This window comes from Pseudomonas sp. DR48 (genome assembly GCF_019823085.1).
Taxonomy (GTDB): Bacteria; Pseudomonadota; Gammaproteobacteria; order Pseudomonadales; family Pseudomonadaceae; genus Aquipseudomonas.
On record NZ_CP081946.1, the window covers coordinates 812,492 to 836,839 of the forward strand.

The 24,348-nt window shown below is 59.4% G+C and carries 27 protein-coding genes; 17 read left to right on the forward strand and 10 right to left on the reverse strand.

Going from position 1 to position 24,348, the window contains the following annotated elements; genetic code table 11:
• Nucleotides 1-3: 3 nt before the first annotated feature.
• Complete coding sequence (locus K5K95_RS03685) at nucleotides 4-477, reverse strand: WbuC family cupin fold metalloprotein (RefSeq protein WP_222588412.1); 474 nt, start codon at nucleotides 475-477, stop codon at nucleotides 4-6.
• A gap of 3 nt (nucleotides 478-480) precedes the next feature.
• On the reverse strand, nucleotides 481-1,038 hold the full coding sequence (locus K5K95_RS03690) for a hypoxanthine-guanine phosphoribosyltransferase (protein WP_090180149.1): 558 nt from the start codon (nucleotides 1,036-1,038) through the stop codon (nucleotides 481-483).
• Nucleotides 1,039-1,212: 174 nt separating this feature from the next.
• Between K5K95_RS03690 and upp the strand changes: the two genes are divergently transcribed.
• Both upp and K5K95_RS03700 read left to right on the forward strand, forming a co-directional pair.
• Nucleotides 1,213-1,851: a uracil phosphoribosyltransferase gene (upp, locus tag K5K95_RS03695; RefSeq protein WP_222588413.1), complete on the forward strand. Its 639-nt coding sequence runs from the start codon at nucleotides 1,213-1,215 to the stop codon at nucleotides 1,849-1,851.
• 2 nt (nucleotides 1,852-1,853) lie between these two features.
• Complete coding sequence (locus K5K95_RS03700) at nucleotides 1,854-3,128, forward strand: uracil-xanthine permease family protein (protein WP_222588414.1); 1,275 nt, start codon at nucleotides 1,854-1,856, stop codon at nucleotides 3,126-3,128.
• A gap of 107 nt (nucleotides 3,129-3,235) precedes the next feature.
• Here the strand turns inward: K5K95_RS03700 and hemH are convergent, their stop codons facing one another.
• On the reverse strand, nucleotides 3,236-4,261 hold the full coding sequence (hemH, locus tag K5K95_RS03705; protein WP_222588415.1) for a ferrochelatase: 1,026 nt from the start codon (nucleotides 4,259-4,261) through the stop codon (nucleotides 3,236-3,238).
• A 13-nt stretch (nucleotides 4,262-4,274) separates the two neighbouring features.
• Nucleotides 4,275-5,177, reverse strand: a complete 903-nt coding sequence (locus tag K5K95_RS03710) for a TIGR01777 family oxidoreductase (RefSeq protein ID WP_222588416.1) — start codon at nucleotides 5,175-5,177, stop codon at nucleotides 4,275-4,277.
• Nucleotides 5,178-5,373: 196 nt separating this feature from the next.
• Here K5K95_RS03710 and K5K95_RS03715 point away from each other — a divergent pair, with 196 nt between their 5' ends.
• The 12 genes from K5K95_RS03715 (at nucleotide 5,374) to K5K95_RS03770 (ending at nucleotide 15,447) form a co-directional block, all read left to right on the forward strand.
• Complete coding sequence (locus K5K95_RS03715; RefSeq protein WP_222588417.1) at nucleotides 5,374-6,360, forward strand: NAD(P)/FAD-dependent oxidoreductase; 987 nt, start codon at nucleotides 5,374-5,376, stop codon at nucleotides 6,358-6,360.
• Complete coding sequence (locus K5K95_RS03720) at nucleotides 6,357-6,572, forward strand: TIGR02450 family Trp-rich protein (protein WP_222588418.1); 216 nt, start codon at nucleotides 6,357-6,359, stop codon at nucleotides 6,570-6,572. Before K5K95_RS03715 ends, K5K95_RS03720 begins: the two co-directional genes overlap by 4 nt.
• Nucleotides 6,573-6,703: 131 nt before the next feature.
• Complete coding sequence (locus K5K95_RS03725; RefSeq protein ID WP_222588419.1) at nucleotides 6,704-7,666, forward strand: YbgA family protein; 963 nt, start codon at nucleotides 6,704-6,706, stop codon at nucleotides 7,664-7,666.
• Nucleotides 7,667-7,676: 10 nt separating this feature from the next.
• Nucleotides 7,677-8,618: a MerR family transcriptional regulator gene (locus K5K95_RS03730; RefSeq protein WP_222588420.1), complete on the forward strand. Its 942-nt coding sequence runs from the start codon at nucleotides 7,677-7,679 to the stop codon at nucleotides 8,616-8,618.
• A gap of 21 nt (nucleotides 8,619-8,639) precedes the next feature.
• Complete coding sequence (gene phrB / locus K5K95_RS03735; protein WP_222590284.1) at nucleotides 8,640-10,085, forward strand: deoxyribodipyrimidine photo-lyase; 1,446 nt, start codon at nucleotides 8,640-8,642, stop codon at nucleotides 10,083-10,085.
• Nucleotides 10,078-10,500 carry a nuclear transport factor 2 family protein gene (locus K5K95_RS03740; protein WP_222588421.1) on the forward strand — a complete coding sequence of 141 codons (423 nt, stop codon included), beginning with the start codon at nucleotides 10,078-10,080 and terminating at the stop codon, nucleotides 10,498-10,500. The genes phrB and K5K95_RS03740 overlap by 8 nt, the downstream gene beginning before the upstream one ends.
• Nucleotides 10,497-11,279, forward strand: a complete 783-nt coding sequence (locus tag K5K95_RS03745) for an SDR family NAD(P)-dependent oxidoreductase (protein ID WP_222588422.1) — start codon at nucleotides 10,497-10,499, stop codon at nucleotides 11,277-11,279. Before K5K95_RS03740 ends, K5K95_RS03745 begins: the two co-directional genes overlap by 4 nt.
• A complete protein-coding gene (locus K5K95_RS03750) occupies nucleotides 11,276-12,523 on the forward strand; it encodes an NAD(P)/FAD-dependent oxidoreductase (RefSeq protein WP_222588423.1) in 1,248 nt (415 codons plus the stop codon). Before K5K95_RS03745 ends, K5K95_RS03750 begins: the two co-directional genes overlap by 4 nt.
• Nucleotides 12,520-13,335 (forward strand): DUF1365 domain-containing protein, encoded by an 816-nt coding sequence (locus K5K95_RS03755; protein ID WP_222588424.1) that lies wholly within the window; start codon nucleotides 12,520-12,522, stop codon nucleotides 13,333-13,335. Before K5K95_RS03750 ends, K5K95_RS03755 begins: the two co-directional genes overlap by 4 nt.
• Nucleotides 13,322-14,593: an SAM-dependent methyltransferase gene (locus tag K5K95_RS03760; protein ID WP_222588425.1), complete on the forward strand. Its 1,272-nt coding sequence runs from the start codon at nucleotides 13,322-13,324 to the stop codon at nucleotides 14,591-14,593. Before K5K95_RS03755 ends, K5K95_RS03760 begins: the two co-directional genes overlap by 14 nt.
• The gene (locus K5K95_RS03765; RefSeq protein WP_222588426.1) at nucleotides 14,586-15,089 is read left to right on the forward strand and encodes a DUF2878 domain-containing protein; all 504 of its coding nucleotides are present in this window, start codon (nucleotides 14,586-14,588) and stop codon (nucleotides 15,087-15,089) included. Before K5K95_RS03760 ends, K5K95_RS03765 begins: the two co-directional genes overlap by 8 nt.
• A gap of 52 nt (nucleotides 15,090-15,141) precedes the next feature.
• The gene (locus K5K95_RS03770) at nucleotides 15,142-15,447 is read left to right on the forward strand and encodes a YkgJ family cysteine cluster protein (protein WP_208671463.1); all 306 of its coding nucleotides are present in this window, start codon (nucleotides 15,142-15,144) and stop codon (nucleotides 15,445-15,447) included.
• A 129-nt stretch (nucleotides 15,448-15,576) separates the two neighbouring features.
• On the opposite strand, the gene K5K95_RS03775 is transcribed toward K5K95_RS03770, so the two are convergent.
• From K5K95_RS03775 to hemA, 6 genes are all read right to left on the reverse strand, one after another.
• Nucleotides 15,577-16,095, reverse strand: a complete 519-nt coding sequence (locus K5K95_RS03775; protein ID WP_222588427.1) for an acyloxyacyl hydrolase — start codon at nucleotides 16,093-16,095, stop codon at nucleotides 15,577-15,579.
• 115 nt (nucleotides 16,096-16,210) lie between these two features.
• Nucleotides 16,211-17,002: a glutamate racemase gene (gene murI, locus K5K95_RS03780; protein ID WP_222588428.1), complete on the reverse strand. Its 792-nt coding sequence runs from the start codon at nucleotides 17,000-17,002 to the stop codon at nucleotides 16,211-16,213.
• Nucleotides 16,995-17,750, reverse strand: coding sequence for a molybdopterin-synthase adenylyltransferase MoeB (locus K5K95_RS03785; protein WP_222588429.1), 756 nt, complete (start codon nucleotides 17,748-17,750; stop codon nucleotides 16,995-16,997). Before K5K95_RS03785 ends, murI begins: the two co-directional genes overlap by 8 nt.
• The gene (gene prmC, locus K5K95_RS03790; RefSeq protein WP_222588430.1) at nucleotides 17,744-18,574 is read right to left on the reverse strand and encodes a peptide chain release factor N(5)-glutamine methyltransferase; all 831 of its coding nucleotides are present in this window, start codon (nucleotides 18,572-18,574) and stop codon (nucleotides 17,744-17,746) included. Before prmC ends, K5K95_RS03785 begins: the two co-directional genes overlap by 7 nt.
• A complete protein-coding gene (gene prfA, locus K5K95_RS03795) occupies nucleotides 18,575-19,657 on the reverse strand; it encodes a peptide chain release factor 1 (protein ID WP_208671458.1) in 1,083 nt (360 codons plus the stop codon).
• Nucleotides 19,654-20,943 carry a glutamyl-tRNA reductase gene (gene hemA / locus K5K95_RS03800; RefSeq protein WP_222588431.1) on the reverse strand — a complete coding sequence of 430 codons (1,290 nt, stop codon included), beginning with the start codon at nucleotides 20,941-20,943 and terminating at the stop codon, nucleotides 19,654-19,656. The genes prfA and hemA overlap by 4 nt, the downstream gene beginning before the upstream one ends.
• Before the next feature lie 182 nt (nucleotides 20,944-21,125).
• Between hemA and K5K95_RS03805 the strand changes: the two genes are divergently transcribed.
• The 3 genes from K5K95_RS03805 to ispE are packed head-to-tail and all read left to right on the forward strand — an operon-like array spanning nucleotide 21,126 to nucleotide 24,325.
• Nucleotides 21,126-22,850 (forward strand): tetratricopeptide repeat protein, encoded by a 1,725-nt coding sequence (locus tag K5K95_RS03805; protein WP_222588432.1) that lies wholly within the window; start codon nucleotides 21,126-21,128, stop codon nucleotides 22,848-22,850.
• Nucleotides 22,851-22,853: 3 nt separating this feature from the next.
• A complete protein-coding gene (gene lolB, locus K5K95_RS03810) occupies nucleotides 22,854-23,471 on the forward strand; it encodes a lipoprotein insertase outer membrane protein LolB (protein ID WP_222588433.1) in 618 nt (205 codons plus the stop codon).
• 2 nt (nucleotides 23,472-23,473) lie between these two features.
• Nucleotides 23,474-24,325 (forward strand): 4-(cytidine 5'-diphospho)-2-C-methyl-D-erythritol kinase, encoded by an 852-nt coding sequence (gene ispE / locus K5K95_RS03815; protein ID WP_222590285.1) that lies wholly within the window; start codon nucleotides 23,474-23,476, stop codon nucleotides 24,323-24,325.
• Nucleotides 24,326-24,348 lie beyond the last annotated feature (23 nt).

Here is a 24,348-nt window from a genome sequence, read left to right on the forward strand (position 1 = left end):
GGCTCAATCAAACTGCGCGCGCATCCATGCCTGATACTCGGCCACGCCCGGCTCGCCTTCGCGCGGAGCCCAGTGCGCAAGCTCACCCTCACCCACCGGGCGATAGGGACCAGCCTTGCACTCGAACATCAGGCTGTCGGCTTCCAGCACCACCAGGCTATGGAACATACCGGTCGGCAGGTCCACACCAATACAATCGCCACCGGCCTGCAGGACTTGCTTCTTCACCAGCACGCCGGTCTCGTCGAAGATCAGCACCCCCAGCCGCCCTTTGAGGACCAACAAGGTTTCGGCCTTGTTTTCACCCAAATGCCGATGAGGCGCGATGTAGGTGTGCGGCTGTAGACCTACCGCCATGCGATGGCAGGCGTCTTCCATCTGGTGGAAGTTGTGATGCTGACGCCCGCGAGGATTGGCCGCGGCTTTCTCGGCCAATTCGGTGAACAGGGTTTGATCGAGAAAACGCGGCGTGGTCATTCCTTACATCCCTTTAACAGCGAAGATACCGTTAGCGTTACGCCAGTAGCCTTTGTAGTCCATACCGTAACCGAAGATATAACGGTCGATGCACGGCAGGCCGACGAAATCGGCTTTGAGGTCCGGGCGAGCCTTGCGGTCGTGGTCCTTGTCGATCAGCACAGCGGTGTGCACTTTGCGCGCGCCGGCGTGTTTGCAGAAATCGATGATCGCGCCCAGGGTGTGACCTTCGTCGAGGATGTCGTCGATGATCAGCACGTCACGGTCGATGAACGACACTTCCGGCTTGGCCTTCCAGAACAGGTCACCGCCACTGGTTTCGTTGCGATAGCGGGTAGCGTGCAGGTAGGACGCTTCCAGCGGGAATTGCAGATGGGTGAGCAATTTGCCGGCGAAGATCAGGCCGCCGTTCATCACACAGAACACCACCGGATTGCTGTCAGCCAGTTCTTCATTAATGTGTGCACCGACGCGGGCGATGGCCGCCTCGACTTCAGCTTCGGTGTACAGGCAGTCAGCCTCTCGCATGATTTGACGGATATGCTCGAGATCAGCAGACATGGCGCTCTCCAGGGGGTGAGGGGCGGGACGGATTCAGGAAAAGCGGGCAAAGGTACGCATCAAGCGAGGCCAGATCAAGCGTTTGTGGACTAACGTACTGAATGTCTATAGGACAACACCCTCGGATAGATTAATCTAGGCCGGTTTTTTTGCCCGCCGCCGGAGCCTTTCCCCATGCCCATCCAAGAGATCCGCCATCCGCTGATCCGTCATAAACTAGGCCTGATGCGCCGCGCAGACATCAGCACCAAGAATTTCCGTGAGCTCGCTCAAGAAGTCGGCGCCCTGCTGACCTATGAAGCCACCAAAGACCTGCCGCTGGAAGCCTACGACATCGAAGGCTGGTGCGGCACCGTGTCGGTCGAGAAAATCGCCGGCAAGAAAATTACCGTGGTGCCGATCCTGCGTGCCGGCATCGGCATGCTCGAAGGCGTACTGAGCCTGATCCCGGGCGCCAAAGTCAGCGCCGTGGGCGTGGCCCGCAACGAACAGACCCTGCAGGCCCACACCTACCTGGAAAAACTCGTCCCGGAAATCAACGAGCGCCTGGCAATGATCATCGACCCGATGCTCGCCACCGGCAGCTCCATGGTCGCCACCATCGACCTGCTGAAAAAGGCCGGTTGCCGCGACATCCGCGCCATGGTGCTGGTCGCCGCGCCAGAAGGCATCGCCGCAGTGGAGAAGGCTCACCCGGACGTGATGATCTACACCGCCTCCATTGATGAAAAACTCAACGAACACGGCTACATCATTCCAGGCTTGGGCGATGCCGGTGACAAGATCTTCGGTACCAAGCAGAAGGACGCTTGAGCATGCAGCAAGAGTTCAACGATCCGCTCTGGCGCACGGTGCTGTCTGGCGCACAGATGCTGTTCGTGGCCTTCGGCGCCCTGGTGTTGATGCCGCTGATTACCGGCCTGGACCCGAACGTGGCGCTGTTCACTGCCGGCCTGGGGACGATCCTGTTCCAGATCGTCACCGGGCGTCAGGTGCCGGTGTTCCTGGCGTCGAGCTTTGCCTTCATCACCCCGATCATTCTTGCCAAGGGCCAGTTCGGCCTCGCGGCGACCATGGGCGGCGTGATGGCGGCGGGTTTCGTCTACACCTTCCTCGGCCTGGCCGTGAAGATCAAAGGCACCGGCTTTATTGACCGCTTGCTGCCCCCGGTCGTGATCGGTCCGGTGATCATCTCCATCGGCCTGGCCATGGCCCCCATCGCAGCCAACATGGCGATGGGCAAGGCCGGCGATGGCACCGAGCTGATTCATTACCAGACAGCGATGCTGATCTCGATGCCAGCCTTGCTGACCACCCTGATCGTCGCAGTGTTCGGCAAAGGCATCTTCCGCCTGGTGCCAATCATCTCCGGTGTGTTGGTGGGGTTTGGCATGGCGTTCTACTTCGGCGTGGTCGACACCGCGAAGATTGCCGCTGCACCGTGGTTCGCCATTCCGCACTTCACGGCGCCGGAATTCAACTGGCAGGCGATTCTGTTCATCGTTCCGGTGGCACTGGCTCCGGCCATCGAACACATCGGTGGCGTGATCGCCGTCGGTAGCGTGACCGGCCGCGATTACCTGAAGAAACCCGGCCTGCACCGCACGCTGCTCGGCGATGGCATTGCCACCACCGCGGCTGGCTTGTTCGGCGGCCCACCCAACACCACGTACGCCGAAGTGACGGGCGCGGTGATGCTGACCAAGAACTACAATCCGAAAATCATGACCTGGGCGGCGATCTTTGCCATCAGCCTGGCGTTTATCGGCAAGTTCGGCGCGCTACTGCAAAGCATTCCGGTGCCGGTGATGGGCGGGATTCTGTGCCTGTTGTTCGGCTCGATCGCCGCGGTGGGGATGAACACCCTGATTCGCCACAAGATCGACCTGGGCGAAGCGCGCAATCTGGTGATTGTGTCGGTGACCCTGGTGTTCGGGATTGGCGGTGTGCTGGTCGGCACCGGGACTGGCCCCGACGACTTCGGCCTCAAAGGCATCGCGCTGTGCGCGGTGGTGGCGATTGCGCTGAACCTGCTGCTGCCGGGCAATGACAGCTGGAAGCACAAGAAGGCGAATGAGACTTTGCTCTGAGTGAACTGATCGTTCCCACGCTATGTGGAATATAGCCCGTGACGCTCCGCGTCACTGGACGCGGAGCGTCCCTAGAGGCATTCCCACGCAGAGCGTGGGAACGATCGTCACAGCGCCAACGGCGCTCGTTCGCACAAGGCGTTCAATGCCCGTGCCCACTGCGGATCGTCGTTGAGGCACGGCACCAGCACCAACTCGTCTCCCCCGGCTTCGCGGAATAACTCCCGCCCGCGATCACCAATCTCTTCCAGCGTCTCGATGCAATCGGCAACGAACGCCGGGCACATCACCAGAACTTTTTTCACGCCCATTCCAGCCAACTCATCGAGGCGCGCTTCGGTATAGGGTTCGATCCATTTCGCACGACCCAGACGCGACTGGAAAGACACCGACCACGTACCCTCCAACAGCCCCAGGCGCTTGGCAAACTCCGACGCCGTGCGCAGGCATTGCGCGCGATAGCAGGTGGCCAAGGACTGTGGCGAAGCGTTCTTGCAGCATTCCTCGTTCTTGAAGCAATGCTTGCCCGTCGGATCCAGCTTGGTCAGGTGCCGCTCCGGCAGACCGTGAAAACTCAGCAGCAGGTGATCGTAGTCCTGCTCCAGATAGGGTTTGGCGCTGGCGACCAATGCGTCGAGATATTCCGGCTGATCGTAGAACGGCTGGAGAATCGAGAACTGCACGTCGAGCGAATGCTCGCGCACCACCCGCTTGGCTTCCTCGATCACCGTGGTCACAGTGCTGTCGGCGAACTGTGGATAAAGCGGCGCAAGGGTGATTCTTTTGTGGCCCTGGGCCGCCAGCTGAATCAGTTTCGACTCGATCGACGGCTCGCCGTATCGCATTGCCAGTTCCACCGGCCCGTGGGTCCACTGGGCAGTCATCGCCTGCTGCAGGCGGCGGCTGAGCACCACCAGCGGCGAGCCCTCCTCCCACCAGATCGAGGCATAGGCGTGGGCCGATTGTTCCGGACGCTTGATCAGGATCAGCGACACCAGTAGACGACGCACCGGCCATGGCAGGTCGATCACATACGGGTCCATCAGAAATTGGTTGAGGTAACTGCGTACATCCGCCACCGATGTGGAAGCAGGTGAACCCAGGTTGACCAGAAGCAATGCGTGATCGGTCATGCAACGTCCTATTTCAAAGGCGGCTGGACAGATCGTCCAGAGCCGCGCGCAAATCAGTGAACTGGAAAGTGAATCCCGCTTCCAGCAAGCGCACCGGTAAGGCTTTCTGCCCTCCCAGCAACAGCGATGACAATTCGCCCAGGCACACTTTCAAAGCCAGGGCCGGCATCGGCATGAACGCCGGGCGGTGCAACACGCTGCCCAGTGTCTTGGCGAACTCGCTGTTGCGCACCGGTTTAGGCGCGCAAGCATTATATGGACCGCTGGCGTCATTGCGATGCAGAAGAAAATCAATCAGGGCGATTTGATCCTCGATATGAATCCATGGCATCCATTGCCGACCACTGCCCAGAGGCCCGCCCAGTCCCAGCTTGAACGGCAGCAACAGGCGCGACAAAAAGCCGCCCTCGGCAGACAGCACCAACCCGGTTCGAACCAGCACCACTCGCACGCCCAGGGCCTCGGCGCGCTGGGCAGTTTCCTCCCAGGCAATGCACAACTGACTGGCGAAATCATCGATGACCGGTGCAGACGCTTCAGTCAGCTCTCGCTCGCCACCGTCGCCATACCAGCCAATAGCGGAACCGGAGATCAATACCTGTGGTTTTTGCTCACGGGTTTCGAGCCAGGTCAGCAAGGTTTCGGTCAGGGTGATGCGACTGCTCCAGAGCAAGGCTTTGCGTCTGGACGTCCATGGCCGGTCGGCAATGGGCGCGCCCGCCAGGTTGATAATTGCGTCCACGGGCTCTTGCCCGAGCTCTTGGAGCTGCGTGATGCCTCGCACCTGGGCACCGCAAATTTTCGCAACTTTGGCAGGTGTACGACTCATGACAGTCAGACGATGCCCCTGACTCAACCAGTGTCGGCAGAGTTGACGTCCTATCAAACCAGTACCGCCGGTCAGCAATATGTGCATGACTTCTTCCTCGCGTGGCGTTTTACCCTGATCACTAGTCTATTTTTATAAGCAGGGATCTTTGGTATCGGGCAGGCTCTGTGTTTAACAATAGGCCAAGCTGTCAGATCGAGAACGCTAAAAGTTATACCAGAAAACAATATTGTACAGGTTTAATCCAAAGCGTAGTCTGTACAGAAAGGTAAACGAGGCCCCTATGACTGTACCTATCGCAATCATCGGCACCGGCATCGCCGGGCTCTCAGCCGCTCAAGCCCTGACAGACGTCGGGCATGTCGTTCAACTTTTTGATAAAAGCCGCGGCAGTGGCGGACGCATGTCGAGCAAGCGCAGCGATGCGGGTGCTCTGGATATGGGCGCCCAGTATTTCACCGCCCGCGACCGTCGTTTCGTCACCGAGGTCCAGCGCTGGCAAGCCAAAGGCTGGGTCGCCGAATGGACGCCGCAGCTCTATACCTTCCATGGTGGCCAGCTCAACCTGTCGCCGGATGAGCAGACCCGCTGGGTCGGCACCCCCCGCATGAGCGCCATCACGCGCGGTTTGCTCGGCGATCTGGAAGTGCATTTCGCTTGCCGGATCACCGAGGTTTATCGCGGTGAAGAACACTGGCATCTGCAAGACGCCGAAGGCTTTACCCACGGTCCATTCAGCCACGTGATCATTGCAACGCCAGCCCCTCAAGCCACGGCTTTGCTGGCTGCCGCCTCGAAACTGGCGGGCGCTGCCGCCGGGGTCAAAATGGAACCGACCTGGGCGGTCGCGCTGGCGTTCGATACGCCGCTGGATACCCCAATGGAAGGTTGCTTCGTGCAGGACAGCCCACTGGACTGGCTGGCTCGCAACCGCAGCAAACCGGGACGCGACAACACCATGGACACCTGGGTGCTGCACGCCACAAGCGCCTGGAGCCGGCAACACATCGACCTGTCCAAGGAAGCGGTGATCGAGCAATTGCACGGCGCGTTCGCCGAACTGTTGCACGATTCCATGCCCGCCCCGACCTTCAGCCTGGCCCACCGCTGGCTCTACGCCCGCCCCGCCACCAGTCATGAATGGGGCGCACTGGCGGATGCCGACCTGGGCTTGTACGTGTGTGGCGACTGGTGCTTGTCCGGGCGCGTCGAAGGCGCCTGGCTCAGCGGTCAGGAAGCCGCTCGCCGTTTGCATGAACACTTGCAGTGAACCGCATTAACCCCAGCAAATTGCTGCTGTCGAAATGGACAGCAGCCCACCCGCAAAAGCGCGAAAAACACTTTCTGGTGACCGAGCTGTTCCGCGATGAGGCAGGCACCGTGCTGACCGTCGAGTTGCAGGCAGTGTTGACCCAGCGCAATCAGCGACTTGACTGGCAAGCCCTCAAAGACAGCGACACCTGGCTGTCGGGCTGGAAATAGCGCCCACGCCAGGAAATGCGTCTACGCGAAAACCTATACAAATAATTTGACTTGTACACCTTTGAATCTATGATGAAGTCATGTTGTACAGAGCCACCACTTTGTACAGGTTTAGATTCGAGGTGCTTTCAATGTGCGAACAGCCAGCGACCAAACCGAAAATCGCCATCAGCGCCTGCTTGATGGGGGCCGAGGTGCGTTTCAATGGCGGGCACAAGGAATCACGGTTGTGCAGCCGAACCCTGACTGACTATTTCGAGTTTGTCCCGGTGTGCCCCGAAGTCGCCATTGGCCTTGGCATACCGCGCGAACCGATTCGGCTGGTCGGCAATGGTGACCATCCCGAGGCGGTCGGCACCGTCAATCCTCAGATCAACGTTACCCGCCCGCTCGCCGAGTACGGACAGAAAATGGCCGCGGAACTGGACGATATCTGCGGCTACATCTTCATGCAGAAATCCCCTTCCTGCGGCCTCGATCGGGTCAAGGTCTATCACCCTAACGGTTCTCCGGTGGACGGCGGTGGACGCGGCATTTATGCCCAGGCGTTCTGCGCCCTGCACCCCGACTTGCCGGTGGAAGAAGACGGTCGCCTCAACGACCCGGTGTTGCGCGAAAACTTTCTCACCCGGGTGTTCGCCTACAGTGCCTGGCAGCAGCTGTTGCAGGAAGGCCTGACCAGGCGCGGCCTGACCGACTTTCACTCGCGTTACAAATACCTGTTGATGGCCCACAACCCGGTGCAATACAAAACCCTGGGTAATCTGCTGGGCAACATGGGGCAGACCGATCCGCAGGAACTGGGCCCGCGCTATTTCAGCGAGTTGATGGCGGCATTGAAAAAATGCGCCACACGCCGCACCCACACCAATGTCCTGCAACACATCAGTGGCTATCTCAAACAAGCCATCAGCCCTGAAGACAAACAGGAAATGCAGCACGTCATTGGCCAGTATCGCCACGGCATCGTGCCGTTGGTGGTGCCACTGACCCTGCTCAAACATTTCTTTCGCCAACACCCGGATCCGTACATTGCGCAGCAGGTTTACCTGCAACCGCACCCGGAAAACCTCAGCCTGCGAAACGCAATTTAATGGCAATGTCATGAAAAGCCCCCTCGACAGCAGCGCCAGCGAAGACCTGGGCGCCGACTTCAAGAAAGCCCTGGACGAAGGCTGGCTGCCAATCCGTGAAGTGGCGCGCCAAACCGGGGTCAACGCCGTGACACTGCGGGCCTGGGAACGGCGTTATGGCCTGATCGTGCCCCAGCGCACGCCCAAGGGTCATCGCCTGTTTTCTGCCGAGCACGTGCAACGGATTTTGACGATTCTCACCTGGCTCAATCGCGGTGTAGCCGTCAGCCAGGTCAAGCAACTGCTCGATACGCCCCAGGCCTTTTCCGAAGTCGTCGAGAACGACTGGCAGGTGCTTTGCCAGACATTGTTGCAAGCAGTGACACACCTCAACGAACGCACCCTGGACGACACCGTCAACCAGGCCATGGCGTTGTATCCGCCCCGTACATTGTGCGAACAACTGCTGATGCCATTACTGGCAGAACTGGAACAACGCTGGCAGGGCCAGTTCGGCGCGCAGATGGAACGCGTGTTTTTCTATTCCTGGCTGCGCAGCAAATTCGGTGCGCGCATCTACCATAACAATCGCCAGTTACGCACCGCGCCGCTGCTGTTGATCAATCAATCGGACCTGCCACTGGAACCTCACCTGTGGCTCACCGCCTGGCTGGTCAGCAGCGCTGATTGCCCGGTGGAAGTCTTCGACTGGCCATTGCCGGCTGGGGAGCTCGCCTTGGCGGTCGATCACCTGCAAGCCCGCGGTGTACTGCTGTATTCCAGCAAAGCCATGAATCTTGCGCAGCTGCCAAAACTATTGAACGGCATCAGTTGCCCAAAAATGATTGCCGGACCAACGGTATGCATCCACCTCGCCGAGTTGTCCGTAAAAACCAGTGAGATTGCTGATTTGTTCCTGGCCGAAGACCCGTTATCGGCCCATCAGGACCTGGTTCAGCGAGGGCTTATTTAAATGAATCGTGCGGACACCACCATGCAATTGATCTGGCTGCGCAGCGACTTGCGCCTGCATGACAACACCGCCCTGTCGGCGGCCGCCGAGCGCGGTCCGACAGTGGCGGTTTACCTGCTGAGCCCCGAGCAATGGCTGGAACACGATGACGCGCCGTGCAAAGTGGACTTCTGGCTGCGCAACCTCAGTGAGCTGAGCCGCGAGTTGGCCGAGCTGAACATTCCCTTGCTGATCCGCGAGGCCTCGCGCTGGGATGACGCAACGAAAGTGCTGCTCGATCTGTGTCAGCAATTGAAAATCGGCGCGGTGCACGTCAACGAAGAGTACGGCGTTCATGAAAGTCGTCGTGACGCGGCCGTGAGTCAAATGCTGAAGGCCAACGGCATCGACTTCTATAGTTACCTCGATCAATTGCTGTTCAAGCCGGGCACTGTGCTGACCAAGACCGGCACGTATTTCCAGGTGTTCAGCCAGTTCCGCAAGGTCTGTTACGAACGCCTCCACCGTTCGCTCCCCCGGTTGGTTGCAGCTCCCGTTGCGCAGACGCCGCTGGCGATCAGCAGCGATCTGGTCCCGTCAAACGTTACCGGTTTCGAAACCCCGAGCGACAGCTTGCGGGCACTCTGGCCGGCCGGTGAACGCGAGGCCTGTCGGCGCCTCGACACCTTCGCCGACGCCCAGATCGACTATTACAAGAACGAGCGCGACTTCCCGGCCAAACCCGGCACCAGCCAACTCTCGGCGTATCTCGCCGCCGGGGTGATTTCCCCCCGCCAGTGTTTGCATGCCGCACTGCACAGTAACCAGGGCGAGTTCGAAAGCGGCAAGGTCGGCGCGGTGACCTGGATCAATGAACTGTTGTGGCGTGAGTTCTATAAACACATTCTGGTGGGCTACCCACGGGTTTCGCGTCACCGCGCCTTCCGCCCGGAAACCGAAGCCTTGGCCTGGCGCGATGCCCCGCAGGAACTGGCCGCCTGGCAAGAAGCCCGCACCGGCCTGCCGATCATCGATGCTGCCATGCGCCAACTGCTAGAGACCGGCTGGATGCACAATCGCTTGCGCATGGTCGTGGCGATGTTCCTGACCAAGAACCTGCTGATCGACTGGCGTGAAGGCGAACGCTTTTTCATGCGCCACTTGATCGACGGCGACCTGGCGGCGAACAACGGTGGCTGGCAGTGGAGTGCTTCGACAGGGACTGACTCAGCGCCCTATTTCCGTATTTTCAATCCGCTGAGTCAGTCGGAGAAATTCGACGCCGAAGGCGTGTTCATCAAGCACTGGCTGCCAGAACTCGCCGGCCTGAATAAAAAAGAAGTGCACAACCCGGCGAACCTTGGCGGCCTGTTTGGCGTGGCGGATTATCCATCGCCGATCGTCAATCTCAGCACTTCACGCCAGCGGGCGTTGGCCGCGTTCAAGAACCTGCCATCACGACAAGACGCAGGTGGGGCTCATGAGTGACTTCCTGCGGCGTTTTGCCCAGCATTTCGGGCAGTTGAACAAAGACAATTTGCAACGTCTGGGTGAGCTTTACACCGACGACGTGCGCTTCACCGATCCTCTGCACGAAGTGCAGGGCCTCGGGCAACTGAGCCACTACTTCGGCGAGCTCTACGCCAACGTCAGTGATCTGCGTTTCGACTTTCACGGCTTTGACCAGATTGGCGATGGCGAGGGTTACTTGCGCTGGATCATGAGCTACCGTCATCCACGCCTGGGGGGCGGCCGGCTGATTCGCGTCGAAGGATGCTCGCACCTGCGCTGGCGCGACAAGGTTTATAGCCAACGGGATTATTTCGATGCTGGGGCACTGCTTTACGAACATTTACCCGTATTGGGTCGGGCGATTGCCTGGCTGAAAAGGAGAATGGGATGAGTCTTGTACCTCTACGGCGGTACTGGCTGACCGGAGCCAGCAGTGGCATCGGCGCCGCGCTGGCCGAAGAAATACTGAAGACCGGCGCTCATCTGGCCGTGAGTTCGCGCACTACAGCGGTATTGAAAGTCCTGTCCCAGCGCTATCCCGGGCAAGTGCTGGTGGTGCCGGGAGACCTCACCAACAGCCAGGAAGTGCGCGAGATCGGTGAGCAAATTGCCCGGCAATGGGGCTCTCTGGACACAGTCATTCTCAACGCCGGTACCTGCGAATACGTCGACGTTCAGCAGTTCGACTCCTCGATTGTCGAACACGTGGTGCGTACCAACCTGCTGGCGAGCGCCTATTGCATCGAAGCCGCGTTGCCGCTGCTACGCAAGGGCACGGCGGGGCATCTCGTCGGTATGGCCAGTTCGGTGACGTACCTGCCGCTTCCGCGGGCCGAAGCCTATGGCGCATCGAAGGCCGGATTACGTTACATGTTCGAATCCCTGCGCATCGATCTTGCGCCGGAAGGCATTGATGTCACGGTGGTCAGCCCGGGGTTTGTCGAAACGCCGCTGACCGCGAAAAACGACTTCCCGATGCCGCTCAGTTGGCCGGTCGCCAAAGCCGCCCGGCACATCTTCGCCAAACTCAAACACCATCCACTTGAAATCGCCTTTCCAGGGTTGTTCATGGCAGTTCTCTGGCCACTGTCGAAAATGCCCAACCGAGTCAAACTGGCAATCGGCAAGCGTATGGTCCGCAGCCCTCCTCCGATGCAGGATGTGCCATGAACATCGCCATTATCGGCAGTGGCATCTCGGGGCTGACCAGCGCCTACCTGCTCAATCGCAGTCACGAGATCACCCTCTTCGAGGCCAGCGACAGGATCGGCGGGCACACGCACACCGAGGACGTGAGCGTCGATGGCCAGCGCCATGCCGTGGACATGGGTTTCATCGTGTTCAACGATTGGACCTATCCCAATTTCATTCGCCTGCTCGGTCAGATCGGGGTGGCGTTCAAGCCGACGCAAATGAGCTTTTCGGTGACGGACCCGGACTCGGGCCTGGAGTACAACGGCAATACCCTCAACAGCCTGTTCGCCCAACGTCGAAACCTGTTGTCGCCAGGGTTCTGGGGCATGCTGCGCGACATCCTGCGCTTCAACAAACAAGCCTCGCGCGACCTGGATGAAGGCCGCATCGCTGCCGACATCACGCTGGACCAATACCTGAAAGCCAACGGCTACGGCGAGCGATTCATCCTGCATTACATCGTGCCGATGGGGGCCGCGATCTGGTCGATGTCCATGGCCGACATGCTGGGGTTCCCGCTGCAATTCTTTATCCGGTTCTTCAAGAATCACGGCCTGCTGTCCGTCAACAATCGCCCGCAATGGCAGGTGATTGAAGGCGGCTCAAGTGCCTATATCAAGCCATTGACGGCGAGCTTCAAAGACAACATCCGCCTCAGCTGCCCAGTGACCCGGGTCGAGCGCGACGAAGAAGGTGTCGTAATCCATAGCGCCGCCGGCAGCGAGCGATTCGACAAAGTGGTCTTTGCGTGCCACAGCGATCAAGCCCTGAAGTTGCTGGCCAAGCCCAGTGATGCCGAAAACGCCATCCTCGGTGCCCTGCCCTACGCCGACAACGAAGTGGTGCTGCACACCGACACACGTCTGCTGCCCGTGCGAAAACTGGCCTGGGCCAGCTGGAATTACCGACTCGGCGGTCCCGGCCACATACGGACGGCGGTCACCTATGACATGAACATCTTGCAAGGCATCCAGAGCGATACCACGTTCTGCGTCAGCCTCAATCAGAGCGCGGGCATCAGCCCGGGTAAAGTGCTCGCCAAAACCACCTTCGCCCATCCGCAATACAGCCTGGCTGCCGTCACCGCGCAAAACCGCTGGGAAGAACTGGATGGTGCGCAACACACTTGGTATTGCGGCGCCTATTGGGCCAGCGGCTTCCATGAAGACGGCGTAGTCAGCGCCTTGCGCGTGGCGCGATCGTTTGGAGAGGTGTTGTGAACAGCGCCCTCTATAGCGGCTCGATTGCCCATCGACGATTCGTCCCCAAGCCTCACGCATTCCGATACCGGATCGGCCTGCTGTACCTGGACCTCAGCGAGCAAGACGCCGTGCTCGGCCTGTCACCACTCTCGGGGCGCAGTCGCTTTGCACCGTTTTCGTTTCGCGAGAGCGATTACCTGAAAACCTATACCGGCAGCGGTACGCCTCTTATTGATGCGGTGCGAACCCTTGTCAGCCAAGCCATTGGCCACGCGCCACAAGGTTCGATCTGTCTGCTGACCCAGCCACGCAGTTGGGGCCTGTCGTTCAACCCGGTGAGTTTTTTCTACTGCCATGAAGCAGACGGGCAACTGGCGGCAATTCTCTGCGAAGTCACCAACACCCCGTGGCGCGAGCGATATCACTATGTCCTGCCAGCCAAAGCTCCGGAGGACATTGGCGATTTCCATCAGCATTTCGCCGTGGCGAAGGCATTTCATGTCTCGCCGTTCTTGCCACCGGATCTGGAATACCGAATGAGCTTCAGCCCGGCGGCGCAAAAACTTGGCGTGCACATGGCGGACTGGCAGGGCGAACTGAAAGTGTTCGACGCCACGCTCAACCTCGAACGCGAACCGCTGGATCGCCGCAGCCTGCACCGCTACCTGCGGCGTTTTCCGTGGATGACCGCGAAAACTTGTCTGGCGATTTACTGGCAGGCCCTGCGCCTGCTGCTCAAGCGTATGCCGATCTTTGCTCATCAGGCTGCCGATGGCAGCTTTAAAACCGCCCTGATTTCGCCCAAGGATCGCCGTCATGAAATGCTCTAGTGCCTCGGCCAAATTCAATCTGCTCAGCACCCACGGCCTGACCGGATCGTTACTGCGCCGCGGTGTGTTGCGGCAACTGGCGCAGCTGCAACACGGGCAATTGGTCATCATCGAAGACGGCGAACGGCAGGTCTTCGGTAACACCGGCAGTCATTTGCTGGGGGAAATCCATATTCTCGACGCGGCTGCGTGGGGACTGGTAGCCAGCAACGGATCGATCGGCGCCGGCGAAGCGTTTATCCACGGCTACTGGACTTCGCCTGACCTGACCGCCGTGGTGCGTGTTTTTGTCAGCAACCTTGAGGTCCTCGATGCGCTGGAAGGTGGCCTGGCAAAACTTGGCCGGCCGTTCGTCCTCGGCCTGCATTGGCTCAATCGCAACACCCGCAAGGGCTCGCAGAAGAACATCTCGGCGCATTACGACCTGGGCAACGACCTGTTTGAGCAGTTTCTCGACCCGACCATGATGTATTCAGCCGCGCAGTTCCTTACGGACGAAGACAGCCTGGAACAGGCTCAGCTGAACAAACTGGAACGGATCTGCCAAAAACTCGCGCTGAAACCGAGCGATCACTTGCTGGAAATCGGTACCGGATGGGGCAGCATGGCGCTCTATGCGGCGCAGCGTTACGGCTGCAAGGTCACCACCACTACGCTTTCAAAAGAGCAATACGCGTTTACCGCACAACGCATCGAATCCCTCGGCCTGCAAGACCAGGTCACGCTGCTGCTCAAGGATTACCGCGACCTCACCGGGCAGTACGACAAACTGGTGTCGATCGAAATGATCGAAGCGGTGGGACATCGATTCTTGCCGGTGTATTTCAAGCAATGCGCGCACCTGCTCAAAAGTAATGGCTTGATGCTGTTGCAGGCGATCACTATTCGCGAACAACGGTATGAGCAGGCCAAGGACAGCGTCGACTTCATTCAGCGTTACATCTTTCCCGGCGGCGCCCTGCCCTGTGTGCAGAAGATGCTGGAAATCATCAGTCGCGACACCGACATGAACCTGCTGCACATGGAAGATTTCGGCCTGCACTACGCACGAACCCTGCGCCTGTGGCACGAGAATTTTCGCCGCGCCCATGGTCGCCTGAGCGAGTTGGGCTACGACGAAGCGTTCTTGCGGCTGTGGGAATTTTACCTGTGCTACTGCGAAGGGGGATTTCTGGAGCGCACCATCGGCACCGCGCAATTGTTGTTGGCCAAACCGTCGGCGATGCCGGCGCCTCTGCTGGGCCGGTTTGATGCTTGAACGCTTCGCCAATGCCCTGTTGTTTCAACTTGGCTGGTTTGCCTGCGTGCTCGGTGGCGACAGTCTGTGGTTGTTATTGGCGCTGACGGCGCTGCTGATTCATGTGCTGTGGATAAGTCGCTGGGCCGATGAAGGCCGATTGATCCTCAGCGTTGTGCTGCTGGGCACCACCGTCGACAGCACACTGCACTGGCTGGGCGTGTTCGAGTTCAACGAAATCACGCCCTTGATTCCGTTTTGGCTAATGCTGTTGTGGGCATTACTGGCAACCACGCTGCGTCATTGCCTGCAATGGAGTGCTAATCCTTGGTGGCTCGCCAGCTTGCTGGGCGCCGTGGGTGGGCCGCTGTCGTATTACGCCGGCGGACAATTGGCTGGCGTGCAGTTCCCCTACGGTAAGGCACCCACGCTGCTGGGCATTGCAGTGCTTTGGGCAGGGCTGTTTCCCACCCTGCATTTCATGGCCCAGCGGCTGGCGTCAGACACGCGCAGTTAGCGTCCGTCAGGCCTTTCACACAGCATCGCCCCACTGCCTTACACTGCGCGCCATGAAAACCATTCCCCACACGCAAATCGCCGAATCGGCCGTCACATGCTCGACCTGCGCGGCATGCTGCTGCCAGCTCGAAGTGATGCTGATCACGGACACGGGCGTGCCTGAACGTTTTATCGATACCGATGATTGGGGTGGGGAAGTCATGCTGCGGCTGGATGACGGCTGGTGTGCGGCGCTGGATCGCAACAGCATGATGTGCACGATCTACGAAAAACGCCCACTGATCTGCCGGGAATTCGAGATGGGCGCGCCGGAGTGCATCGAAGAACGCCAAGGGATCACTACGGCATATCGCTAGATGCGAATTCACTGAAGTCCAATGTGGGAGCGAGCCTGCTCGCGAGGGCTGCTCACCAGTCAACATTCTGTCGAATGTTAAACCGCAATCGCGAGCAGGCTCGCTCCCACATTTTTAATGCATCGAGTCTTACAACGGCATCGTGTAGTGCAACGCGTAACTCTCTACACCGTCGTTCCAGCTATTAAGCCCGGCGTTGGAATAGTGCGTCGCACGAATCCCGACTTCATGTCCGCCCGCGAAGCGCAAGCCGAACCCTATCCGGTCTTCAAACTGGAAAGACTCGCCCATTCTGCTGTCATCAAGTTTGGTATGAGAGAAAAATGCGACACCAATCCCCGCCTCGACATAAGGTTTGACGGTCTGGCCGGCAAACTCGTAAACGAACACCGGAGAGAAAGACAGGCTGTTGTTGTTGGAAGTCTTGTCGGCTTCCCAATAGGTGTAGGCACCACTCCAGTAACCGGTCAGACGACCAACGTCACTTTGCAACCAACTCTTGTCCCAGTCGAACTGCATGCCCAGCCGATAGGTCATGGTTGAATTACCGGTCTCCCCGACCCCGAACTCCACGCCTGCCGCCTGCGCGGTGATGCTTTGCCCCATCAGTGCGGCCGCAATCGCGGCCAAGCAGAATAGTCGCTTCACTAGAAACATCCTTTTGAGAACGATGTCGTATGGTTTTTTTGTTGCTTCTCGCTATAGAAGTCGACGTTTAATCAGAAGTTCACCCCAATTATTCGTTGTTCCCACAACGTTTCAGTTACTGCTCAAAGCTTCGCACAACACCAGACGAATTCCACAGGATCGGCAAGATATTTCTGAAATGTTCCGGATCGGAACTCGTCCAGAACTGTGCGGCACGAACAGGCCCTTCAGCGAGCAAATCACGCTCGGCCAACAGGCGCTGAAGTTGCCGCGCTACAGCGGCGCCGGTGTCGATCAGGCTGATGTCTTCTGGGATCATCTGCTTAAGCAACGGCTTTAGGAAGGGGTAATGCGTGCAACCGAGAATAATTGTGTCGCATCCGGCACCGAGCAGCGGCCCGACATAACTGGCCAGCAACTGGCGCAATGCCTCGCTGTGCAGATCGCCGTTTTCAATCAGCTCTACCAGGCCCGGGCATGGCTGGGTAATGACCCGCACATCCGTGGCGAAACGGTCGAGCAAAGCGGCGAACTTGGCACTCTGCAACGTGCCGGTGGTGGCGAGCACGCCGACCACTCCGCTGCGGGTGGCGGCAGCGGCCGGTTTGACAGCGGGCTCCATGCCGACGATGGGCCATTGCGGGTAATCGCGCCGCAAGTCCGCGACTCCGGCAACCGTCGCGGTGTTGCAGGCCAGCACCAGCGCCTTCGCGCCTTGCCGCTGAAAAAATTCGGCCATGACGCTGCAGCGTTGCTGGATGAATGCAGGGGTTTTTTCGCCGTAGGGAATATTCCCGCAGTCGGCGACGTACAGCAAAGACTCATTGGGCAGCAAACGCTGGATCTCGGCCAGCACCGAGAGCCCACCGACGCCGGAGTCGAACACGCCGATCGGCGCTTCACGCATGTGTCGAACCACAGACGCTGCAACCCGGATCACGTTTGACCCGCAGCTCACGAAAGCGCGAACCGAGGGCATCGATCAATAACAGGCGACCCACCAGCGGCTCGCCGAAACCGACCAGCAGCTTCATCGCCTCCAGCGCTTGAAGGCTGCCAACCAGCCCCACCAAAGGCCCGACGACCCCGGCTTCGCTGCACGTCAATTCGGCTTCGCTGCCGTGCCCGTATAAACAGTGGTAGCACGGACTTTCCGGGCGGCGCGGGTCGAACACCGACAATTGCCCTTCGAGCCGAATCGCCGCGCCACTGACCAGAGGTTTGCGCGCAGCCACACACGCAGCGTTGACCGCTTCGCGGGTGGAGAAATTGTCGGAGCAGTCCAGCACCAGATCCACGGCAGCCACGACGGCGGCCAGGGAGTCTTCGTCGAGCGCGGTGCGATGGGCGATCAACTGAATCTCGGGATTGATCGCAGCCAGTCGGCGAATCGCCGAGTCGACCTTGCTCAGGCCAACGCTGTCGGTGTCGTGAATTATCTGACGTTGCAGGTTGGTCAGATCGACGCTGTCGAAGTCCGCCAAATGCAGCTCGCCGACGCCGGCCGCTGCCAGGTACAGCGCAACCGGTGAGCCAAGCCCGCCAAGACCGACGATCAATACACGGCTTTCCTTGAGTCGCAACTGACCGTCGATGTCGACGTGTTGCAACAGAATTTGCCGACTGTAGCGCAACAATTCCTGATCATTCAGCACGGCAGGCGCCCCAGGCTGATACGTTCGTGACCGCCCAGATCGGTGCGGCTGTGGACTTCTTCGAAACCACGACTCAGCAGCAAATCGCGCACGGCCGTGGCTTGATCGTAACCGTGTTCGAGCATCAGCCAGCCACCCGCCTCAAGATGGTCCGGCGCCTGGTCGACGATCAACCGCAGGTCATCCAGCCCATCGACACCTGCAACCAAGGCACTGGCGGGCTCAAAGCGCACGTCACCTTCAGCCAGATGTGGATCGGCCGAGGCGATGTAAGGCGGGTTGCTGATGATCAGTTGAAACCGCTGACCTTGCAGGACGCTGAACCAATGGCTGCTCAGCACGGTGGCATTGTTCAGGTGCAGGCGCTGGCGATTGCGTTCGGCCAGGGCCACGGCTTCGAGCACGCGATCCACCGCGGTGACTCGCCAGGCCGGACGTTCGCTGGCCAGGGCCAGGGCAATGGCGCCGCTGCCGGTGCCGAGGTCGAGGACCTTGGCGGGCGTGGCGGGCAGCAGCTCCAGCGCGGCTTCCACCAGCAACTCAGTGTCCGGGCGCGGAATCAGTGTGTGCGGCGCGACTTCCAGATCAAGCTTCCAGAAACCTTGCTGGCCGAGAATGTACGCCACCGGCTCACCGCCACGGCGACGTTGCAGGTATTCGGTAAACTTCAGCGCTGCGTCGCTCGGAACAATGCGCTCGGGCCAGGTGTGCAGGAAACTGCGGGACTTGCCCAACGCCGCAGCCAGCAGCAGTTCGGCATCCAGGCGCGCCGTGGGCGAGTCGGGCAAATCGGCGGCGCGCAACAAACTGGCAATGATCGTCATTTACTCACCTATCGCCGCCAGTTGGTCGGCCTGGAACTCGGCCAGCAACGGTTCGATCACCGCATCGACGCCACCTGCGAGGATTTCGTCGAGGGAATACAGCGTCAGGTTGACCCGGTGGTCGGTAACCCGGCCCTGGGCAAAGTTATACGTGCGGATCCGCTCGGAGCGATCGCCCGAGCCGACCAGCAACTTGCGCTCGCTGGCGATGGCATTGGCCGCTGCGCTGGTCTGCTGGTCATTGAGTTTGGCCGACAGCCAGGACATCGCCCGGGCGCGGTTCTTGTGCTGGGAACGTTCTTCCTGGCACTCAACGACGATACCGGACGGCAAGTGTGTAATGCGGATCGCCGAGTCGGTCTTGTTGACGTGCTGGCCGCCGGCACCGGAAGAGCGGTAAGTATCGACACGCAAATCCGCCGGGTTGATCTCGATCGCTTCCTGTTCGTCAGGCTCGGGCAACACGGCCACGGTGCAGGCCGAGGTGTGGATGCGCCCTTGGGATTCGGTGGCAGGAACCCGTTGAACACGGTGCGCGCCGGATTCGAATTTCAGCTTGCCGTAGACGTTATCGCCTTCAACCCGGGCGATGACTTCTTTATAGCCGCCGTGCTCGCCGATGTTCTCGGAGAGGATCTCCACTCGCCAGCCACGACGTTCGGCGTAACGCGAATACATGCGGAACAGGTCGCCGGAGAAAATCGCCGCTTCATCACCGCCGGTGCCGGCGCGGATTTCAAGGAACACGTTACGGCCGTCGTTCGGGTCCTTGGGCAGCAGCATGCGTTGCAGGCTGGCTTCGAGTTCGACCAGCTGCTCCTTGGCTTCGCGGACTTCTTCCACGGCCATTTCGCGCATGTCCGGGTCGCTGTCCTTGAGCAGTGCCTGGGCGCCTTCGAGGTCGCCTTGCACCTTGAGCAACTGTTTATAGGTTTCGACAATCGGCTCGACTTCCGCGTATTCCTTGGAATACATGCGGAATTTGTTCTGATCGGAAATGACTTCGCCGTCGCCAAGCAAGGCGGTCAATTCCTCGAAACGGTCCTGGAGGATGTCCAGCTTATTGAGCAGTGACGCTTTCATTGCGGTTTCTTATCCGAAAAGCTATCCGATGAGCCCTCATTCAGGGCAAAGAGTTCCTGGGCCATGGCCAATGCATCGAGGCGGCCTTCGGCAGAGAGCTTTTTCAACTGCACGCTCGGTGCGTGCATCAGTTTGTTGGTCAAGCCCCGCGCCATTTGCACCAGCACGTCTTCGGCGCTGCTGCCGTTGGCCAGCATGCGCTGGGCCTTCTGCAATTCTTCGTCGCGCATGCGCTCGCTTTGTTGACGATAAGCCTTGAGCACATCGACCGCCGCGAGTTCGCGCAGGCGCACCATGAAATCTTCGGCGCCCACCGAGACCATCTCTTCCGCCGCCTGGGCTGCGCCCTGGCGACTCTTGAGATTTTCGGCGACCACTTCGTGGAGATCGTCGACGCTATAGAGGTAAACGTCGTCCAACTCGCCGACTTCAGGCTCGATATCGCGCGGTACGGCGATGTCTACCATGAAGATCGGTTTGTGTTTACGCAGTTTCAATGCGCTTTCAACCGCGCCTTTGCCGAGGATCGGCAACTGGCTGGCGGTGGAGCTGATGACGATGTCGCTACGCACTAGTTCGGCCGGAATATCCGAGAGCAGGACCGCGTGAGCGCCAAACTGCTCGGCCAGAATGCTCGCGCGCTCCAGGGTACGGTTGGCGACAACGATGCGCTTTACACCCAATTCATGCAGGTGACGGGCGACCAGCGTGATGGTCTCGCCGGCACCGATCAGCAAGGCCTGGCTGCGTTGCAGGTCACTGAAAATCTGTTTTGCCAGGCTGACCGCGGCAAACGCCACGGATACCGGGTTTTCGCCAATGGCGGTATCAGTACGCACCTGCTTGGCCGCATTGAAAGTGGCCTGGAACAGACGACCGAGCAGCGGACCGATGGTCCCGGCCTCGCGCGCCACGGCGTAGGCCGATTTCATCTGGCCGAGAATCTGCGGTTCGCCCAATACCAGCGAATCGAGCCCGGAGGCGACCCGCATCATGTGACGAACTGCCGCATCATCTTCGTGCACATAACTGCTCGCGCGCAGCTCTTCGAGGCTCAAATGATGGTAATCGGCCAGCCAGCGCAACACGATGTCAGCCGAAAGGTGATCCTGTTCTATATAGAGCTCGCTGCGATTGCAGGTGGAGAGGATCGCAGCTTCGCGGCTGTCGGTGAGTCGGCAGAGCTGCTGCAAGGCCTCCACCAGCTGCTCAGGGGTAAAGGCCACGCGCTCGCGGACGTCTACTGAAGCAGTCTTATGGTTAATACCGAGTGCAAGGAAGGCCATTCAAGGTCGCTGATAGTGACGTGAAGCCGGCAATTGTCCTACTTCGACCGAGCCAGAACAACTACCGCTGACTATTGTCCCAATGACCCGCCTCTATAAAGGCCTCATTCGAGACTCGGTTATGTTTGGCCGAAGGCTTGTGTCATGATGATCCGACCGCAGGTTAGTCGTCCTCTTCCTATATGAATAGATCTTCCGCGTTGCTCCTCGCTTTTGTCTTCCTCAGCGGCTGCCAGGCCTTGGCACCCGTTTCGTCGGACGGTACGTCGCCGGTCGAAGGCAGCACTCCAGCCCCTGAAAAGCCCAAGGTTTACAGCTCATTCAGTGAAGAAACCATCTTCAGCCTGCTGAGCGCCGAACTGGCTGGCCAACGCAATCGTTTCGACATTGCGCTGGACAACTACGTGACCCAGGCCATCAATACCCAGGATCCGGGCATCTCCGAGCGGGCCTTCCGCATTGCCGAGTACCTGGGCGCCGACCAGGCCGCTCTGGACACCGCGCTGATCTGGGCGAAAAACGCCCCCAACGATCTCGAGGCGCAACGTGCCGCTGCCGTGCAACTGGCTCGCGCCGGGCGTTATGACGACTCCATGGCTTATATGGAGAAAGTCCTGCAAGGCAAGGGCGACACGCATTTCGACTTCCTTGCCCTGTCCGCGGCCGATACCGACCAGGACACGCGCAATGGCCTGATGAAAAGTTTTGACCGTTTGCTGCAGCGCCATCCGAACAACAGCCAGTTGATCTTCGGCAAGGCGCTGTTGCTGCAACAGGACGGTGACGCCAAGGGCGCACTGGCCCTGCTGGAAAACCATCCACCGGAAGAAGGCGAAATTGCGCCGATCCTGCTGCGCGCGCGCCTGCTGCAATCGCTCAATCGTGGCGACGAAGCGCTGCCGCTGCTGCAAAAAAGCATCAAGAAATACCCGGACGACAAGCGCCTGCGCCTGACTTACGCGCGCATGCTGGTTGAACAAGACCGCATGGATGACGCGAAGGTCGAATTCTCGAGCCTGGTTCAGCAATACCCGGAAGACGACGAACTGCGTTACTCCCTTGCACTGGTCTGCCTGGAAGCCAAGGCCTGGAATGAGGCCAAGGGTTACCTGGAAGACCTGATCGCCCGGGACAGCCACGTCGATTCCGCGCACCTGAACCTGGGGCGTATTGCTGAAGAGCGCAATGACCCGCAAGGCGCGCTGATCGAATACGCCAAGGTCGGCCCCGGCAATGACTACCTGCCGGCGCAGTTACGCCAGACCGACATCCTGATCAACAACGGCAGGACTGCCGAAGCGCAGCGACGCCTGGCGGCGGAGCGCGATGCGCAGCCCGATTACGCGATTCAGTTGTACCTGGTCGAAGCCGAGACCTTGTCTGCCAACAAGCAGCCCGACAAGGCCTGGACTGTCTTGCAGCAAGCCTTGCAGAAATACCCGGACGACCTGAACCTGCTTTACACCCGCGCCATGCAGGCGGAAAAACGCAATGACCTGGCGCAGATGGAAAAAGACCTGCGACTGATCATCAAGCGCGATCCGGACAATGCGATGGCGTTGAACGCCCTTGGCTACACCCTGTCCGACCGTACGACGCGTTACGCCGAGGCCAAGGCCCTGATCGAACAGGCGCACCAGATCAATCCGGAAGACCCGGCGGTACTCGACAGCCTCGGCTGGGTGAATTTCCGCCTGGGCAATCTCGATGAAGCCGAGCGTTATCTGCGCCAGGCCCTGGAGCGTTTTCCCGATCAGGAAGTGGCCGCTCACCTGGGCGAAGTCCTGTGGGCCAACGGCAAGCAACGCGAAGCCAAGCAAATCTGGGGCAAGTTCCTCAAGGAACAACCCGACAGCCCCGCCCTGCGCAGTACCATCAAGCGCCTGACCGGATCAGAGACTCTTTAAGTTATGTTTTTGCGCCACCTCATCGTTTTCAGCTTCATTGCCCTGCTCGCCGGTTGCGCGGGCTTCGGCGCCCGCGAATCGGTCCAGGGTCAAGGCAACCCGGCCCAATGGCGCCAATACAAACAGCAATTGACCAGCCTCGATGGCTGGCAGATCAACGGCAAAATCGGCATCCGTGCGCCCAAGGACTCGGGCAGCGGCACCCTGTACTGGTTGCAGCGACAGGATTACTACGACATCCGCCTTTCCGGCCCGCTGGGTCGAGGCGCAGCTCGCTTGACCGGTCGCCCCGGCAAAGTGTCGCTGGAAGTGGCCAATCAGGGTCGCTATGACGCGACGACACCCGAAGCGCTGGTCGAGGAACAGCTCGGCTGGAAACTGCCGGTGTCCAATCTGGCCTGGTGGGTTCGCGGGCTCCCGGCCCCGGACAGCAAAAGTCAGCTGACACTGGATGCCGACAGCCGCCTGGCCAATCTCCAGCAAGATGGCTGGCAGGTGGAGTACCTCAGTTACGCCGAACAAAACGGCTATTGGCTGCCCGAGCGGATCAAACTGCACGGCACCGACCTTGATGTCACGCTGGTGATCAAGGAATGGCAACCACGCAAACTGGGGCAGTGAACATGACAGCTCCTCGCTTGACCCTGCCCTCCCCGGCCAAACTCAATCTGATGCTGCACATCCTCGGTCGCCGCGCAGACGGTTATCACGAACTGCAGACGATTTTTCAGTTTCTCGATTACGGCGATGAAATCACCTTTGCCGTTCGCGATGACGGCGTGATTCGATTGCACACTGAATTCGATGGCGTTCCTCACGACAGCAACCTGATTGTCCGAGCCGCAAAAAAACTTCAGGAGCAATCCGGTTGTTCGCTCGGGATCGACATCTGGATCGAAAAAATATTACCCATGGGCGGTGGCATCGGTGGCGGCAGTTCAAATGCCGCGACAACTTTGCTGGGCCTCAACCATCTCTGGCAACTGGGTTGGGATGAGGATCGGCTGGCCGCCTTGGGCCTGACGCTGGGCGCGGACGTCCCGGTTTTCGTGCGTGGACACGCGGCTTTCGCCGAGGGCGTGGGGGAGAAACTGACCCCTGTGGACCCCGAAGAACCGTGGTATCTCGTGCTTGTGCCGCAAGTCTCTGTAAGTACAGCAGAAATTTTTTCAGATCCGTTGTTGACACGTAACTCTTCTCCCATTAAAGTGCGCCCCGTTCCCAAGGGAAACAGTCGAAATGACTGCTTACCGGTGGTAGCAAGGCGTTATCCAGATGTACGTAACGCTTTGAATTTGTTAGGTAAATTTACCGAAGCAAAACTCACCGGAACTGGAAGTTGTGTGTTTGGGGGCTTCCCAAGCAAAGCTGAAGCTGATAAAGTCTCGGCCCTTCTTACAGAGACCCTTACAGGGTTTGTAGCAAAGGGAAGCAACATTTCGATGTTGCATCGCAAGCTGCAAAATCTGCTCTAAAGGAATCGATTACTGGGTAATCG

What these genes read in the sequence shown, in the direction of transcription:
- prmC (WP_222588430.1), bottom strand. Translation starts at nt 18,574, where the DNA reads ATGACGATCATTGCCAGTTTGTTGCGCGCCGCCGATTTGCCCGACTCG.
- K5K95_RS03710 (WP_222588416.1), bottom strand. Translation starts at nt 5,177, where the DNA reads ATGCACATATTGCTGACCGGCGGTACTGGTTTGATAGGACGTCAACTC.
- K5K95_RS03770 (WP_208671463.1), top strand. Translation starts at nt 15,142, where the DNA reads ATGAAAACCATTCCCCACACGCAAATCGCCGAATCGGCCGTCACATGC.
- K5K95_RS03765 (WP_222588426.1), top strand. Translation starts at nt 14,586, where the DNA reads ATGCTTGAACGCTTCGCCAATGCCCTGTTGTTTCAACTTGGCTGGTTT.
- K5K95_RS03805 (WP_222588432.1), top strand. Translation starts at nt 21,126, where the DNA reads ATGAATAGATCTTCCGCGTTGCTCCTCGCTTTTGTCTTCCTCAGCGGC.
- upp (WP_222588413.1), top strand. Translation starts at nt 1,213, where the DNA reads ATGCCCATCCAAGAGATCCGCCATCCGCTGATCCGTCATAAACTAGGC.
- K5K95_RS03760 (WP_222588425.1), top strand. Translation starts at nt 13,322, where the DNA reads ATGAAATGCTCTAGTGCCTCGGCCAAATTCAATCTGCTCAGCACCCAC.
- K5K95_RS03740 (WP_222588421.1), top strand. Translation starts at nt 10,078, where the DNA reads ATGAGTGACTTCCTGCGGCGTTTTGCCCAGCATTTCGGGCAGTTGAAC.
- lolB (WP_222588433.1), top strand. Translation starts at nt 22,854, where the DNA reads ATGTTTTTGCGCCACCTCATCGTTTTCAGCTTCATTGCCCTGCTCGCC.
- hemH (WP_222588415.1), bottom strand. Translation starts at nt 4,261, where the DNA reads ATGACCGATCACGCATTGCTTCTGGTCAACCTGGGTTCACCTGCTTCC.
- ispE (WP_222590285.1), top strand. Translation starts at nt 23,474, where the DNA reads ATGACAGCTCCTCGCTTGACCCTGCCCTCCCCGGCCAAACTCAATCTG.
- phrB (WP_222590284.1), top strand. Translation starts at nt 8,640, where the DNA reads ATGCAATTGATCTGGCTGCGCAGCGACTTGCGCCTGCATGACAACACC.
- K5K95_RS03745 (WP_222588422.1), top strand. Translation starts at nt 10,497, where the DNA reads ATGAGTCTTGTACCTCTACGGCGGTACTGGCTGACCGGAGCCAGCAGT.
- K5K95_RS03725 (WP_222588419.1), top strand. Translation starts at nt 6,704, where the DNA reads ATGTGCGAACAGCCAGCGACCAAACCGAAAATCGCCATCAGCGCCTGC.
- K5K95_RS03690 (WP_090180149.1), bottom strand. Translation starts at nt 1,038, where the DNA reads ATGTCTGCTGATCTCGAGCATATCCGTCAAATCATGCGAGAGGCTGAC.
- prfA (WP_208671458.1), bottom strand. Translation starts at nt 19,657, where the DNA reads ATGAAAGCGTCACTGCTCAATAAGCTGGACATCCTCCAGGACCGTTTC.
- hemA (WP_222588431.1), bottom strand. Translation starts at nt 20,943, where the DNA reads ATGGCCTTCCTTGCACTCGGTATTAACCATAAGACTGCTTCAGTAGAC.
- K5K95_RS03685 (WP_222588412.1), bottom strand. Translation starts at nt 477, where the DNA reads ATGACCACGCCGCGTTTTCTCGATCAAACCCTGTTCACCGAATTGGCC.
- K5K95_RS03730 (WP_222588420.1), top strand. Translation starts at nt 7,677, where the DNA reads ATGAAAAGCCCCCTCGACAGCAGCGCCAGCGAAGACCTGGGCGCCGAC.
- K5K95_RS03750 (WP_222588423.1), top strand. Translation starts at nt 11,276, where the DNA reads ATGAACATCGCCATTATCGGCAGTGGCATCTCGGGGCTGACCAGCGCC.
- murI (WP_222588428.1), bottom strand. Translation starts at nt 17,002, where the DNA reads ATGCGTGAAGCGCCGATCGGCGTGTTCGACTCCGGCGTCGGTGGGCTC.
- K5K95_RS03715 (WP_222588417.1), top strand. Translation starts at nt 5,374, where the DNA reads ATGACTGTACCTATCGCAATCATCGGCACCGGCATCGCCGGGCTCTCA.
- K5K95_RS03700 (WP_222588414.1), top strand. Translation starts at nt 1,854, where the DNA reads ATGCAGCAAGAGTTCAACGATCCGCTCTGGCGCACGGTGCTGTCTGGC.